Origin of the sequence: Clostridium ljungdahlii DSM 13528, assembly GCF_000143685.1 — a bacterium.
Taxonomy (GTDB): Bacteria; Bacillota; Clostridia; order Clostridiales; family Clostridiaceae; genus Clostridium_B; species Clostridium_B ljungdahlii.
Genome location: NC_014328.1, coordinates 2,020,416 through 2,036,359, shown reverse-complemented (window position 1 = coordinate 2,036,359; position 15,944 = coordinate 2,020,416). Strand labels below are relative to the sequence as shown.

General features: G+C 30.9%; 10 protein-coding genes and 1 pseudogene. 4 read left to right on the top strand and 7 right to left on the bottom strand.

Annotated elements, in window-relative coordinates; translation table 11 throughout:
- Positions 1 to 6 precede the first annotated feature (6 nt).
- Both CLJU_RS09210 and CLJU_RS09205 read left to right on the top strand, forming a co-directional pair.
- On the top strand, positions 7 to 789 hold the full coding sequence (locus CLJU_RS09210) for a hypothetical protein (RefSeq protein ID WP_013238532.1): 783 nt from the start codon (positions 7 to 9) through the stop codon (positions 787 to 789).
- A gap of 175 nt (positions 790 to 964) precedes the next feature.
- Complete coding sequence (locus CLJU_RS09205; protein ID WP_013238531.1) at positions 965 to 1,510, top strand: DUF4489 domain-containing protein; 546 nt, start codon at positions 965 to 967, stop codon at positions 1,508 to 1,510.
- Between the two features lie 219 nt (positions 1,511 to 1,729).
- Here the strand turns inward: CLJU_RS09205 and CLJU_RS09200 are convergent, their stop codons facing one another.
- Positions 1,730 to 3,634: a cell wall-binding repeat-containing protein gene (locus tag CLJU_RS09200; protein ID WP_013238530.1), complete on the bottom strand. Its 1,905-nt coding sequence runs from the start codon at positions 3,632 to 3,634 to the stop codon at positions 1,730 to 1,732.
- 808 nt (positions 3,635 to 4,442) lie between these two features.
- On the opposite strand from CLJU_RS09200, the gene CLJU_RS09195 reads away from it, so the two are divergent.
- On the top strand, positions 4,443 to 4,910 hold the full coding sequence (locus CLJU_RS09195) for a hypothetical protein (protein WP_341349911.1): 468 nt from the start codon (positions 4,443 to 4,445) through the stop codon (positions 4,908 to 4,910).
- A gap of 25 nt (positions 4,911 to 4,935) precedes the next feature.
- Here CLJU_RS09195 and CLJU_RS09190 read toward each other — a convergent pair whose 3' ends face one another.
- From CLJU_RS09190 to CLJU_RS09170, 5 genes and pseudogenes are all read right to left on the bottom strand, one after another.
- The gene (locus CLJU_RS09190; protein ID WP_479723106.1) at positions 4,936 to 6,609 is read right to left on the bottom strand and encodes a GH3 auxin-responsive promoter family protein; all 1,674 of its coding nucleotides are present in this window, start codon (positions 6,607 to 6,609) and stop codon (positions 4,936 to 4,938) included.
- A 28-nt stretch (positions 6,610 to 6,637) separates the two neighbouring features.
- Positions 6,638 to 7,279: a DUF4397 domain-containing protein gene (locus CLJU_RS09185; protein ID WP_013238527.1), complete on the bottom strand. Its 642-nt coding sequence runs from the start codon at positions 7,277 to 7,279 to the stop codon at positions 6,638 to 6,640.
- 100 nt (positions 7,280 to 7,379) lie between these two features.
- Positions 7,380 to 8,593 (bottom strand): annotated as a pseudogene (locus tag CLJU_RS22905) (glycoside hydrolase family 113).
- Positions 8,594 to 8,724: 131 nt separating this feature from the next.
- On the bottom strand, positions 8,725 to 9,699 hold the full coding sequence (locus CLJU_RS09175; RefSeq protein ID WP_013238524.1) for a hypothetical protein: 975 nt from the start codon (positions 9,697 to 9,699) through the stop codon (positions 8,725 to 8,727).
- Positions 9,700 to 9,856: 157 nt separating this feature from the next.
- Positions 9,857 to 10,981, bottom strand: coding sequence for a radical SAM protein (locus CLJU_RS09170; protein WP_013238523.1), 1,125 nt, complete (start codon positions 10,979 to 10,981; stop codon positions 9,857 to 9,859).
- 507 nt (positions 10,982 to 11,488) lie between these two features.
- Here CLJU_RS09170 and CLJU_RS21290 point away from each other — a divergent pair.
- A complete protein-coding gene (locus tag CLJU_RS21290) occupies positions 11,489 to 13,003 on the top strand; it encodes a hypothetical protein (RefSeq protein ID WP_148222373.1) in 1,515 nt (504 codons plus the stop codon).
- A 569-nt stretch (positions 13,004 to 13,572) separates the two neighbouring features.
- Here CLJU_RS21290 and CLJU_RS09160 read toward each other — a convergent pair.
- The gene (locus tag CLJU_RS09160; protein WP_013238521.1) at positions 13,573 to 15,639 is read right to left on the bottom strand and encodes a methyl-accepting chemotaxis protein; all 2,067 of its coding nucleotides are present in this window, start codon (positions 15,637 to 15,639) and stop codon (positions 13,573 to 13,575) included.
- Between the last annotated feature and the right edge of the window lie 305 nt (positions 15,640 to 15,944).

Genomic DNA, 15,944 nt, shown 5'->3' with positions numbered 1-15,944 from the left:
TAATTTATGTCCATTAATTTTAATAAATTTGAGCCACGACCTGGTCTTGTAAACAAACAAGGACAATTACCTGATCCTTCCGAACTTGTTTGTATCGAAGTTCCAAAAATATTTGATCAATGCTTAATCAAAAAATGTCTTGTATACAGTGAAGGACCAGATACAGATAAAACAGATTGTGAATTAAGGAGCAATATCATTGTGAATCCAAAAAGATATATAGACTCCAGAGATTTTAATATAAAATTAATTTCTATAGATAAAATTCCTCTAAAAAAGAAAGAAGGTTTTAAAAAAATAATTCTTTCTTATATAATTTCATTTTACGCCGATTACGTAGATATTAATGGTGTGAATAAGAGTGAATTTTATGAAATTAATAGAACAGATTATATAGAAAGCTTATATTGTCCTGATCCAGTTTCTGAAGCTTATAGCAGCATAAAAACCAAAGATCAGGATTCCAATATTATTAATTTGGAAATGGTTGCAAATGCATTAGACGGTGAACTTATCAAAGATAACGATGGTAATTACGTACTTGATATAACCTTAGGATATTATATTGTTGTAAAAAGTGAATTTGTTGTACAGCTTCTTATACCAGCTTACAGTTACACCGTGATTCCAAAAGAAGCTTCTGGAGAAAATGCTAAAGAAAACCCACGTGAAATATTCGAAAAATCTCCTGTTCCAAAATTCTATCCTGAGCAAAATTTAGAACCGCTATTTTCCTATTATAACAAAGAAGTTTCAAATGATGATTTCGACAAAAATCATATGGAATAATAAAAATGATAGAATAACACTATCATAAAACAAATAAATTGCAAAAACTATCATCACCATTTTTTAATGAAATCATATATTATAGTAGAAGATAATAGCAAGATTGCCAATATATTTTGATGTTATTTTTAATCAACTTATTTCATTTTTTAATATAAAAAGGAGGATTTTATCCATGAATTCTATGTCAAGATATTATTATAAAGACGATTGCAACCCTTGCAAAGAGGATTTTGATCCTTGTAAGCATCACTTTGATCCTTGTAAAAGCAAAAAAATAGGTGCTACCATTATAAAATGCAGCTGCCCTAATTCAATTACAATACCAGCTGCCACAGTTTTAGGAACAGCCTTTACTCTTACTTCCTTAACAATAAATGGTTGCAAATTCGATAATCCATGTATTAAGCTTGAATTTGCCAGTAACCTTGTTGCAGCCGTGGCATTTACTGGTACTATAAATTTCCAAGTGTTTAAACAATGCAGGAATCAAATTACACCTACTCCTGTTGGACCAGCTTACACTTTTAACTTAGTAGCATTACTTTCTAGTCAAACATTTTCCTTCTTCGTTTGCGATTGCGACTGCAGCTGCTTTAACGATTGCTGTACGTATACCGTAGTGGCAACTGTTACTAGTGCAGTTACCGTTGGAACGCTTTCTATAAACAATGCTATGCTAGGAGCAATAGTTACATCTGGATCAGAGTCATGCTGCTAATAAAATTACTATATAACTCAAGGGCAACCTTGAGTTTTTTCATATAAACAAATTTAATATACACATACTGTACTGTTCAGTGTTACAGGTATCCCTAATAATCAATTTACAATATTTAAAAACAATACTCTTGTGCCCAGCACAATTATGGTACACTGCCTTCATTTTTGCCCTCAAATCATGTAAATAGACGATTATTTTAACAAATAGAAAGTTTACTTAGTATCTGTTAAATTTGTTACTAATAGTTTCCCAGTAATCAGAGTTTTCCAATCCTAATCTCCATATAGAAACTCCACCTAAATCATAATTATTTACAATGTCTAGCTTATATGAAATGCTTGTACTATTTTCAAAATATACAGTATGATATACACCTAAACTATCAGTATAATTGAAGTATGGACTTTTAGCTGCAGAATCCCATTTAACTTGAGCACCTTTTTGTGAAGCTATATTATATGCTTGACTTATGCCATAAGATTTTGCTTTTGCTCCATTTGATGGCCAATCATAAGCATAGGCTGCTAATCCCAATAGTATTTTATCTCTAGGAATAACTGTAATTGCATAATTTATTACATTTTGCACCCATCCTATAGATGCTATGGCACCAGGTGCTCCGCCAGACCAATGTTCATCATAAGTCATCAATATAATCTTATCTGAAACCTTTGCAAGTGCAGCATAATCATAAGCTCCAATCCAGCTCTGCCACATACTATCACTTGTTTTAGCAGGAAGCGCTATTGTCACTTCAAATCCTTGTGGATTCAGCGTATTATATAGTTCGGTCATAAATGTGGTAAAATAATTTCTATCATAATAGTAAACATTCTCTATATCAATATTTACACCTTTATAATTGTTTGCTTTTAAACTTTGTAATATATTATTTATAAGTTTTTGCCTATTTGTTGAATTTTCCAGTACACCTTTTGCTGTATCTGCATTAAAACTATTTGATACCATGGCATATGTCTTAATTTTGTTATCATTTGCATAGTTTACCTGATTATATGGTACTAAACCTTTTATATTACCTGTACTATCCATAATATAAGTATCTGTAGCAATTGAATCAATTGCCTGTGAATGATTTATTATAGAATTATAGGAAGAACTATCTCCTACATAATAGTAAGTAGTATATCCTAGTACAGTTTTATTTGGATACAAAATAGATTGTACTAAAGTATCTGGTATAGCAAATGTACCACCTAATATCTTTAATGAAGCTATTGAATCTATCTTTGATCTGATTAAGGACTGTGCCTTAGTATAACTTTTACTAACTAAAACAATAGGTGCAAAATCTTTTGCTGCTGCAGCTGAAGCACATAAAGCATCTGGAAAATCTCCCCCATATGCTAAATATAGATTGTTAAAATTAAAATCTTCCAAAAATTCATTTATTACATTTAAATTTGTTTCATATCTATCTATTCCACTAAGTCTTTTCATATTAGGTAAATCTTTAACAACATTAGCATTAATTACATCAGTACCACCAACTACATAACTTTTAGAAATACTATTATTACTTATATAATATTTAACACTATCAGGCAATATCTTACTTTGTGTAAGAAGTATTGGCATTTGTTTTGCCGCTGCTATAGAAGCTATAGATAAAGCATCTGGGAAATTTTCTCCTGAAGCTAGTACTACTCCATTACTTGTACCTATATTTTCTGCCACCTTAGTGCTCGTTTCATATCTGTCCTGTCCACTTATACGTGTAACTTGAATATTTAGGGCAGTTAATTGTTCTTCAATATTTTGGGATACTGCGCCATTACCGCCTACTATAAAAACATTTTTAGCTCCTAATCTTTTAATTTCTTCATCTACATTAGAATTTAAATTAGTACCTTCTGTTATTAAAATAGGTGCATTATATTTTTTTGCAAGAGGTGCTGCAGAAATAGCATCTGGAAAATTTTCTCCTGAAACTAAAACCACATACTCTGATTTTTCAAAATTACTTTTCGAAACATTTACCGAAGTTTCATATCTGTTCATTCCACCAAATCTGATATTGGACGGAGCTGCTGCTGAATCTTGCGCTGCCATAAAAAATGTTATAAATAAAAAACAAAATAAAATACATATTTTTTTCAATTTATCTCCCCCCAATATCAATTAAATATCAATTAAATTATCGAACACAATATGCATAATTTGAAGAAGTATGTTCATTCCTGCATATCATATTAATGGGATTTTATAATGTGTATTCCACTTAATAAACAGAATTCTTAGCATCAGATGGAGTTTTGACTCTATCTGATGCTTATTAACAGGCTTCTTAGTGCTTCAGCACTTAGAAGGCGTTATCCTTTAGGAAAAATCGTTATCCAGGGGCATAGCTGCTCGCAACGTAAACTTGGAAAAGGGGAGTATTAGAGCCGCTAGTCATCGGATAAATGGGGGGATTATAGATTATCATTCCTTTAGTTAGATTTGTTTCAAAAGCTAAAAAGTCATTTTGAGAAGTGCTTTTAATCGCGTAAGAAGGTTGTCCAATCCATCTAATGCCGCTATATTTTTCTATATCATTACGTAAACTGCATGTACTGCATAAAGTTTCTACAACGTCACCTCTATTACAATTTTTATTAAATAATGTAAAATTATACTGCAATTTTTATATATTTGCATAACATTGTGAATATTTTTATGCTTAATTTCTACATGAAATAAATTTGATGTTCTCACTCCCCCTGGGAAATCATATATAATAATATTTTGTTTTTGTAATATCATATAATTTACAGATTTCTTTTTTGAAATGATCATAATATTTTAAATATGCATAGTATATATAAACAGAGTTCTTGGCATCGGATAATGGGATAAACAGATTTTTTAAATAGGAGTGAAGAAATATACAATGAAAAAATTTCAACCTTTCCATGGTGTGATTACCATGATTAATGACTTTTTCATAAGTAAGCGTGAAGAAAGCGCAGGATGTTATAAATTAATATCTGTAGAAAACAGACTAGGTGATTTGGTAAATTTTATTGTAGGACCATCAACTTATTTTGTAGATCATGTAACAGTGTCAGTTGGAGATACAATAACTGGTTTTTATAATGCGAATGCAGCTGTTCCTCTTATTTTTCCACCACAATTTAGGGCAATTGTTATAGCACGAGATGTTGAATACCAAAATGTAAATGTAGACTATTTTAATAGTAACTTAGTGAGCAGTGACAATAAGTTAAAATTAAACATTGAGCCAGATACTGAAATAGTTCTGGAAAATGATCAAGACTTTACTAAAAATCCTGCAAATCGTAATCTAATCGTATCTATGGAGCTTCTACGAAGAGTATACCAGCTCAAACAACGCCTTATAAAGTTGTTGTTATTTGTCAAATATAATATTTAACCAAAAATACTGCAGTTACTTAAAACTACAGTATTTTTGATTTATTAACAATATTTAATATATTTCTATTATTAATTGCAACTCTTGGAATCTTAATTTGATTTTTTGATACTCCTTTATTAAACAAGGATTCCTTTACTAAGTTAAAAGTGTTTGGTGCCAAAAGCATTACTTTTACCCTACCTAATCTCTTATTATTCCTTGCTCTATCATAGGCCAAGTTTGATTTTCTTATTTCATAATCCAATGTCTCTTCTAATAGCTTGACTTTATAATTAGGTATATTATTTTTAAATTCAAAATAAAAACTGTACCTTCCAGGTGTAATTGAGTTATCTGGTATCGTAGTATAATCTACTAGGTTTAAGTCTAATTTTTTCATTGTATTTCTTATTGCATTAGTCAATTGTTCTTCATTAGTCTTTTCTGCTGCCATATTAAGTACTTGATTTTTCCTATATAAAAATTCAATTTCTGGACAATTATTATAAAAATCCACCACCTTAATAACATCACCCATTCTGTATCTATAAAGGCCTGCATAATTAGTAATAACTATTTCATATTTTTCTCCTATTTCTAATTCATCTAAGCAAAAGGTATCCTCGCTTTTTTTATTTTTCTCTTTAATAGGAATAAACTCATAAAAAACAGTGTCAGGAATAATTACATATCTTATCTTATTTACATAAGGATTAATTCCAATCATAGCTTCCGTAGCAGCATAACCTGGAGAATAGATTGGGAGTGAATTAGTATAATAGTTAACTTTATCATCATATATTGAAAAGTTTGCTCCAGTTACTGTAGCAATATAGGCCATATTAGGCCATATTCTAACGCTTATCCCCTTAAATCCTTTCTTAAATTCTCTCTCTAATTGATCAGCCCTACTGGCATTAGGTGAAAGATGCTTATTTAAATTTATTCTAGTATTTTCATCAATATTTAAGCTGCTCCTTATGCATCCTCTTCTTATATCCCTTACTAAACTTTCATATTTACTCTCCAAGACTCTAAATAAATCTAAAATATTGGAGATAAAAACCCCACTTATATATAAAAGTTTAACTTCTTCTAACGCAAATAATAAGTGAAGGTAAAGAGCATCTTCCCTATCTTTTATTGTCATAACTTCTAGTGGCGAAGTATATAAATATGGCAATATATACTTTATACCATTCATTCCTCCAGAAGTAGCAGAGCATATTGGAATCCCACCTTTAGTGTAAGTTGTCATAACTATATCAGCTATCATTAATCCTTTTCCATAATTCCAATTTTCCTTAAAGTTATCATAAGAATATTTATTAATAAGAAGTGCCATATACTTTGAAGCAATTTTTCTACCTCTTTTAGTACAAGGAATTAATTTTTGTTTACCTGTAGTTCCTGATGTATGGCCAAAGTATTCCACATTGTCACTTGTTAAAATATTCTTTTGACCATTTGCCATTCGCTCTATATAGCTTTCATAATATCCATATTGTGTTAGTGGAACTTGTTTTTTAAAATCATCTATGGACTTAATATCTTTAAAATTAAACTTAATCCCTATTTCACTTTTAGCATTTGATTTTAATATTTTAAATAGTACTTTTTCATTCACCTTTCTACAATTTTGTGTTTGTCTATTAAACCTTTTTTTTACTATTCCTCCACCTTCTATAGAAATTCTATAAAGTACCTTGCTTATTATACTCGTAATAATGCACTTCCTAATTATTTTATCTTGGTTCTGGCACTAACATAACTTCTAAAGCTGGAGATTTTCCAACCAGACCAACTGCATACAAGGTATAGTAATTATTAGGATCCAATTTAACATTTGGAACAGTTAATACTATATTCTCCCTGCCAGTAGGACTAACTGTGAAAGTATACGTTCCTGTAGGAACACAGGCATAATCTGTAATACCTTTATAACCAACATCAGTAAATACCTTTGTGCCATCAGACAACTTTATATCAACAGCTGGTGCATTTGGAGAAAGATGAACAAATCTTACACAAGGTCTGCCAAAGTTCTGAGCAGTAGTTGGTTCCTGTATAGGGTATAAGCTAATATTAGGAAGAGTTCCTATTACAGCTGCATTAAATACAGTATTTCCAGGAATATTTAAATTAGTATTTATAACAGGGTTTGTCATTTGTCCTGAGGGATAAACCATAATATTGTAGCTGCCAGAAGCAACAGAAATATACTGTGAGAGTTCCTTATAGGAAAGATTTTTTACGATAAGCTCTCCATTGGCATAAACATCTACAGCTGGTGCATTAGGTGCAGCATGAAATACCCTAATAGAAGAATTCATTTGATTAGCCCTATAATAATTATTTATTCTACGAGCATATGGACAATAAAACATAAACCTTCTCCTTATATTTTTAACCACTATTATAATACTAAATAAATATTGAAATGTTCACTTAATCTTTCTTACTTGATATTTAGCAAAAATAATTTACCTACTGTTCCTTACTATACCAACTTCTGATAACTGATGTACTTTCTTCACTAGGATAATAGCTTTTTTCTCCCTCTTGGCTACCTATTGCAAATACAGAGAACCCTAGAACCCACGGTTCATTCTCAAACTCTATCTTGTAAGCCTCAAAGCACCTAGCTTGCTCACTGTTATTTACAATCTTATTTTTTCCTGAATCCCATGGATGAATAGAAGCCCCGTTAGTCTTAGGGAATCCAAGTTCTCCAAAGAAAATAGGTTTATTCCATTTATCATAAAAGTTTTTTATTTCTCGTTTTATATTTTGATTTCTGACTTGTCCTTTATTAGGTTCTGCCTGAGAACATTCTATTGCGCTTACAAGATTTTCAACGGTATTTGTATCATTATTTGTAAGCTCAAAATAAGCTGCAATAGATATAAAATCTAATTTTGAAAACAGCTTATTATTTAGCTTATTTTTATAGTCAGTAATACTTTTAGGATCAAAAGATGCTGTATCCCACCTATTAGTTCTATAAGTTACTAATCCTTTATAATATGTTCTAACATAATCTATAGTATCACACCAATTCTTTTCTTCGGGTTCTATATTTACAAAGTTACTTCCTATGTTTAGTGCATCTACATTATATGGATTTGCAATATCGTCTATTAATGGTTTGAGTACATTTACCTTCCAATTTGAAAAGAAAGTGCTTATATTATCAGGATTCCACTTTGTCTCATTTTGTGTGCCTTCAGCGATCCAAGGATAGGGCTCTAATATTATGTTTATATCCTTACCTTTAAGGCTTGTTTAATGTTATAATCTGTAGATAAATTACCTGATTTAATCTTTTTTCCGCTCAACATCCTATTTTCATTACTCTTAATGTTAAAGTTCAATTTGTATTCTTTATTCAAAACCTTACCTTTTGTAGAATGTACCTTATTTCCAATGTTCAATATATAACTTTTCCCTGCTGTATATCCACCTTTTGGAGCTGTCACTGTAATTGTTCTGCCATCTTGTCCCAGCTGTAATCCTACATTTACTTTAGTGCCTTTACTGTCTGTTACTGTTATACCTTGTTTAGTCAAATCGTCAAATCCAATATCACTTGTAAATTTAATTGTCCATGTTTTATTAGAATCTACTGTTTGATTATCTGTAAAGCTTGCTGCCTGTACATTAAAGGATATTAGAAAAAAAAGACTAAAAATAGCTGTCATTAAAATTACATTTTTGAATTTGCTAACCATATTATAGTTATTTACATATTTAATAATTTTCATTTTTCCTCCTTAACCTTCTTTAAATATAGGGACAGCTAATTAGCCATCCCTATATATAATGCAATAGTCTAATAAGCTAATACTCGGCAATTCTTTCGGATCCAATTACCTTTTCTATCATCTATATAATATGGTAATTCCAATTTGTCTAATAATAGACTTAAAACATTTACATTAAGTATTTTCTTTCCCTGATCCAATGAATTAATATTAGGTTTGAAATTTGGACAACATTTTTGATTATCAACTTTAGTATAAAAACAATAAGCACCATCATTTCGTCTGTCCATGCCTAATACAGCTTCTGCTACTGTGTTTAGTTGTCTTTCACTAAAAACTGGTTTTACAACAATTTCCCTTTTTAAAAAATCATGCTGTTGGCCATCTTTAGCAAACCACTCAATCCATTTATTAATAATTCTAACAATATACCTTCTAGCATAAAATGGAGAACTTAAGTCATAATTTGATTGCTCCTCAAATAATTCTTTTGCATAGGCTAATGATAAAGGATACTTTTTGCCTAAACTTTCTTCAATGGTATTAATATGTTCATAATAGTTATTAATGAATTCATATATAGTATTTATTATATTAAAATTTTCACTTGCTATGCTTGACTCATTGTATGACATATCCATTAAATTAGTAAGCTTAGATTTAAAAAATTCTTTTTCACCCAATATATTTCTACGCCTTTGCTCATTCATTATCCACTTATGCTGAGTTATACCATTTAACAATAATACCAAAGACTTACTTGTCTCATCAGCATTTTTATCAAAAGAAGTTAATATAGGTAAGGTGCCATTAGCTGCAATATAAACATGTAATAATTCATGAGAGAAGATATAATCTGAATATAATTCTGGAGTAATATATATTTCAAAATTGCCTTTATCATTATGAATATATTGAGCTTCACTGTTACCAATAGGAGGTCTTTGCATTACTACTTGCAGCGTTCTCCCTTCTAAACTCTTTGTTACTTCTTCGTATAACTTCAAGATTTCACTACTTAAATTTTCTTTCTGCAATTTCATGATAAACATCCCCATTTATATATATTTTTTATATCTAAGGAAATTATAGCATATTTTTACGTGGTAATGCCTAAACTAAAAAGCATATTTAAACATAAAAAAAGCTCTCAAGTGCATCACTAATACTCAAAAACTCTCCCTATCTATATTTTCTCTTCTAAAAAATCAACTCTCCTGGTTTATAGCCCTCAGGCAATTCTTCTTCACTTAAAAATTTAAAATTGTCATCACGCAGTATTGGTAAAAATATCTTGTATGGTATCCTAGGAAACTCACAGGCATAGTCACTAGCTCCAAACCACTTGCCCTCTTTGCTGCTCAAGTTTAAGCCTCTGGCAAACTTTGTATGATTTGAGCAGTCATGAACTGCTAAATCCCAGTTTTCTTCATCGGCTATTTTCATAAATTTCAAAGTTAATTCCCTACTCCAAATTGGAGATATATAGCCCTGCCTTGCAATATACATGTTTTCCCCATAATAATTGTCTATGTTATTCTCATTTAAATGTAATTCTGCACAATTTATAAAATCAAGTTTTGTATCTAAGATTGCTTGCTTTTTCTCAAAAAAAGCTTTGAAAAACTCAGGAGTCATTGGAGTTTCAATACCCACATTTTTAATATATTTTTTTGCTATTGCAATATTTTCAATAACTTTGTCTGAGCAATTAGTGGCACCCAGGTTAAAACGTATCTCATCAAGACCAGCTTCACCTAATGCTTTCAATGTCTCTTCCGAAGCTAAAGTACCATTTGTATATAGATGTTGATAAATCCCTGCATCACTAAATTTCTTTATTATAAAATAGTATTTTTCAATTTCCATAAATGGCTCTAAATAAACGTAAGAAATGCCTGTAGGTTTCTGGTGGATGGAAAGAAGTAAATCTATATCCTTCTCATAAAATTTTGTTCCTCCAATTTCCCACATACCTTCACCAATTGGAGGCATATCTTCTATCTCTCCATAATCATAACAGAACTTACACTTTAAATTACATTTGTTCGTTTTCCTAATTGCACTCAAACCAGTTCCAAGCAAACAAGAACGACATCCTTTGGGAAATTTGCTTTCACTTCCCACAAAAAAAGTTCTATTCTTTAAAGTTTTCAAACCTCTAATTTCCGACATTAACGTATCATTTCTATGATCAATTGCTGCTTCAATTTGTGCAAAGGTAGCGTAAATGATTTCTTGTTGTTTTGTCATAACTTCTTCATCCTCTGGTAATATCGAAAAAAATTCAAACCATTTTAGTGCATCTTTCTTTGAAATTTTCATAATGTATCCCCCTCTAATTAATCTTCTTAAAGATTCAATTCAAATCCTCTTGCTGTCCTCTTTCACATACGAAGGCCCTCGAATGTATATACATTCAAGGGCTTCAAACCATTCGTATTACTAACTTTTGTCTATAATATGTTCTTATACAATAAAAAAATCTATTGATTTTTTCAAGCTCTTTGCTTAAGATTTTCTTCTATATCTTCTTCACTTTTTTTATTTCAGTTTTTGTCTACTTTTATCCGATGACTATTTGATAATACATTATTTCAAGTTTTATTTCAAGTTTTTTCCTCATTTTGGATATAACCACAAGAACGTATCATTTATACATATTAGTGCACATATTTTACTCACTTAACATAAGATGATAAAAAGTCTTTGAAAGGAATTTATAATATGCATAAGACACATTCTTACTACTTTAATACTCCATCGTATAGTTCTTCCACCATGTGTAATAGTTGCAAAACGTATTCATGCCCTTACTGCGTTAATACCCCAATGTATAACCGAAACTTCTCGAGACAATTCTCTAATTATACAAATGCTGAGGATACAAAGATAACAGGTTTTATCTCTACATTAGAAGACAGAGGTTTTATTGTTCAGGAGGGTAAACTGAAGTATTTTGATATACTAAAGCTAGTCAGTGAAGGTATAATTGACACCGCATTTGCAAACAATGCAGGTGCTCCATATGCAACCTATCTCCTTCCACCGGCACCAAACCAAGATCCATCTCCGGCTCAGAAACCTCCAAAAGGCTATAATCCTAATAATCCTAATAATTATCCAGCTAATATAGAATACGCAGCACCTGGTTTAGACTATAAGCTGCGTGCTGATGAAGCTATTGTATTAATTGGAAAGACCCCTCCAACCGCATATAACTTTAGTTACAAAAGCTACCTTGGATTTATAGAAAACGAACCGTCAAAAGATTACAGTAATACTATTACGGTAGGCAATGACTATACTGGTTTTTATCACAACATCGGTGCCAGCATGGGTGATCAAATCAATAACCATAATATCTGGACTGATAATACACCTTATGGTTCCCCTGGAGATCCGTTTAACAGCTCTACTATCATCATTACAACTGCAGACAAAGGCATTAACGAGCAAATGCGTGATGCTCTAATTAAATCAGGATTTAATCCCGGTATTATGAATGACGACAACATTCCTATGGGACTTACGAACATTGGGCTTGAAAAGGGAAAAGATACTTTCTCGTTTATAATGAGAGCTGCAATTTGGTTAGATCATGATGCTGGCTGGAATTATATCAATAACCTTAAAAACTATGTGAAGGTATTACGTATTACTCCAAAAACTCCTTATTCCTATACAAATCTCTGGCCAATACCGAACCTTAAAATGCATGAAACTGGTACCACTGAATTCCAGGTAGTTCCTTATGCAAGAAATGAACTTAATTACCTGCGAAATGAGATAATTGAGAAATATCAAAATGAAGAATATAAACCTGTGGATCTGGATTCAAAACTCTGGATACTTGATGGTTATGAGGGAATATTACAGGATGTTCCTGTGTATTATGACAACAGAGATGGGCTCTATATAAGAACAGACAATTTCCAATTAGAAACCGATGAAGATTTTGTGATACTATATGGCGTTGATCACGTACAAGCTGAATTTGCAACATTTTTCAACATAAGTTTTTACGGCGAAGAATACTGGAACGGCGTTGCAGGAGCCAATATTACAGATGAGTTAAAGTATCCTGCTACCGAGTATTTTCCTAAAGATTATAAAAACTCGAAATGCTATTATGCAGTAAAGATGGCAAGAAAAGTTGAGGAAGGTAACGAAGTTATAATACCCTACAGTACCGGTAACCCCTCTGGATCAGCATATGGTGTTGATAACAATGAGGACGCTTATGTAGGCTTCAGGATTTATGCAAACCCGGAAACAAATGTTGCCCCAGCTATCTTTGATGTTATCTGGAGCCGGGCAATTTTATTTAGAAAAAAGAAAAAATAATAATAGAAATATGTTATAGAAAATGATAACAGAATTCAATGCTGTGGCAATGTTAAATATGGGATTCTGTTACCTAATCCTTTAATCATATACTATATCAAATATCGTATTTTCTCAACGCATTCTCTCAATTCATCTAAATTATAATAAATATCACTAATTGATGGCTGTATGTCATTATTTTTTCGTTCGGAAAAGACGCCTTCAAAAATAATTCCTCCAACAAATAATACTTTTATTATATTATAGACTAATACATCACTTATATAAACAATTTTTTACTTATCAGCCAAAGTAACAAATTTTCAATGTTCTTTTTATGTTGCGTAATTACTGTTATTAACATATTTACAAAGGAAGGAACTGTGTTGCTGTTTTATCATAATTTTCTTACTTAACATTCTAGTAAATTTATTATCAGTTGGTTTCTCAATTACTTATATATAGTACTATTTGTCAAAAATATAACTTAATGCACAAAAGGGAAGTTATATTTTCCAACTTTCATCCCCCTTTGTGCATTAAATTTAAAAAATTTGATTTAAATATAATTGGTATAGAGTTTTTTTCTAGACCTTAAATCTGTCTACTAACACTCTTAATTCTTCTGAAATTGTAGCTAAGCTCTCTCCTGCTTTGGCAATTTCTTCAATTGTAGTGACTTGTTCTTGCACAGATGATGATGCTTGTTCTGTTCCAGCAGCATTCTCTTCAGAAATTGCAGATAAATTTTGAGTTACCTCAATGATTTTGTCTTTATTTTCTGTCATCTTATTGGCAGAAGTATTAAGTTTATTAACTACAGTTTTTATAGAATCTATCGCCTCTGCTATTCCTTCAAATTTTCCTTCAGTTTCTCCAACACTAGAAGCTTGTTCCTCAATTATCTGCTTAGTTTGTTGCATCAAATCAACTGCATTTTGTGATTTTACCTTTAATTCAGTTATTACTGTTTTAATGTCATTTGTAAAATTATTTGATTGTTCTGCAAGATTTCTTATTTCATCAGCAACAACTGCAAAGCCTTTACCTGCTTCTCCTGCTCTTGCAGCTTCTATTGCAGCATTTAAAGCTAAAAGATTTGTCTGGTCTGCAATACTTTGAATCATAGTGCTAGCATTTTGAATTTTTTCTGCACTTTCATTATTACTCATTATAATATGATAAACACTATTTGCAGAATCATTATTTTTCTGAGTTTTTTCAACAAGCTCTTTCAAAATTGAAAAACCTTCTGATTTTTGCCTTTCTATTTCAACTGCTGCAACATTCAATTCCTCAATATAATTTAAATCTTTTTCTAATAAATTACCTAAATCCTCTACATTATGAGCTGCCATTTGAGTATCTTTAGCTTGATCAGTAGCTCCTTTCGCAATTTCCTCAATAGCCTTACTTACTTCATTTGATGCAGTAGCTGCTTGTTCAGAAGTAGCAGTTAACTCTTCCGATGAAGCTGCAACTTTTTCTGTTGAATCCGCAGTTTTCATGATGAATTCTGATACATTCTTTCTCATACTTACAAAGGCTCTCACCATATCTCCTGCTTCATCTTTTCTGTTTAAGTATTTTAGTTCATCTGACTCTTCACATACTGAAAAATCCAAATTAGCAAAATCTTGTACTTTTTTTGTCACTGCTAAGATAGGCTTTGTTATACTGCTCGAAAGAAAATTAAATAAAATAATTGCCAATATTAACATGACCACTGCAGAAACTATCACTATATTTACTATTGCTTTTGCACTGGCTCCTAACTCTTTTTCTGTCATAAATGATGCTAATATCCAATCAGTTCCTTCAACTTTATAGGGATTAACAATATACTTTTCACCATTAACAACAACATCAAATGATTTTGGGTCTTTAGCTAAAAGCTTATCTAATCCATTAATACCAACTTCTCCAACCTTTTTAAAATTGTTTTTAGAATTTTTTCCATCTGCCATTATAAGTCCGTTACTATGCACAATCATTGAATACCCTGTTTTACCAATTTTCATTTTATTTAACATATCGCTAATATTAGTTTGCTGTACATCCACTCCTATGGCACCTATAATTTTGCCATTTTTATCAGTAAATGTACGAGCATTACTTGTAAGCAGTTGAGACTTATAACTGTATGGAGCTGTTCTAATAACACTTTCCTTTTTATTCATTGCATCATTAAACCAAGGTCTTTTTGAAGGATCGAATCCTGCTGGTATATTCTCTTCTGGCCATTGTATATATCCTCCATCTTCTGTTCCTAAATATACATAGCTTGTACCTTTGTGGCTATTTGCATATTGCTCGAATACTTTATAAATTTCCTGTTCAATTCCTGCCTTAGCTGAAGGTTTCATTGGAGTATCTTGAGTTGTATTTTTATAAGTCGTAACACTATTATCAACTGTCATTATCACAGGATTTTTTGCTAACATATCAATATTTTTGTCAATTTGATCATAAAAAATGTTAATTGCTTGAGAAACGATTTTCATTTGCTCGTTAGAATTAGTAAAATAATCTTCATAAGCCTTTTTATTAATTTGATAAATTATAATACTACTAATACTTACTAAAGTTATCAAGAGAACTACCATTGAAGATACTAAAATCCTTGCCTTTATTCCAATAACCTTTTTATTCATAATACCAGCTTCCTTCTTTCTCTAAGTTTTTACATTTCATCTTTTTGTTGTATTTCTTATATTCAATAAATTCAGACAATTAAAATTTTAAAATGCATGAGCCTAAAGAAATGCTTAAGAATACTCAATATATTTTAACCAAAGTAAGTGGATACTTATGTTGTTATTTAAAATTATAATGTTGATATTTGTCTTTGTCAACGCAAATATGTCATTTTCCTGAATTTTCTTTCATTTTTTGTAAAATGCAAGATTTGAAAAATTCATATTCTTTTTATTGTCAAATACTATTCAATTTTTAAGAT

Excerpts from the sequence above, each read along its gene's own strand:
- CLJU_RS09160 (WP_013238521.1), bottom strand. The coding sequence starts at position 15,639 with ATGAATAAAAAGGTTATTGGAATAAAGGCAAGGATTTTAGTATCTTCA.
- CLJU_RS09170 (WP_013238523.1), bottom strand. The coding sequence starts at position 10,981 with ATGAAAATTTCAAAGAAAGATGCACTAAAATGGTTTGAATTTTTTTCG.
- CLJU_RS09210 (WP_013238532.1), top strand. The coding sequence starts at position 7 with ATGTCCATTAATTTTAATAAATTTGAGCCACGACCTGGTCTTGTAAAC.
- CLJU_RS21290 (WP_148222373.1), top strand. The coding sequence starts at position 11,489 with ATGTATAACCGAAACTTCTCGAGACAATTCTCTAATTATACAAATGCT.
- CLJU_RS09195 (WP_341349911.1), top strand. The coding sequence starts at position 4,443 with ATGATTAATGACTTTTTCATAAGTAAGCGTGAAGAAAGCGCAGGATGT.
- CLJU_RS09185 (WP_013238527.1), bottom strand. The coding sequence starts at position 7,279 with ATGTTTTATTGTCCATATGCTCGTAGAATAAATAATTATTATAGGGCT.
- CLJU_RS09175 (WP_013238524.1), bottom strand. The coding sequence starts at position 9,699 with ATGAAATTGCAGAAAGAAAATTTAAGTAGTGAAATCTTGAAGTTATAC.
- CLJU_RS09205 (WP_013238531.1), top strand. The coding sequence starts at position 965 with ATGAATTCTATGTCAAGATATTATTATAAAGACGATTGCAACCCTTGC.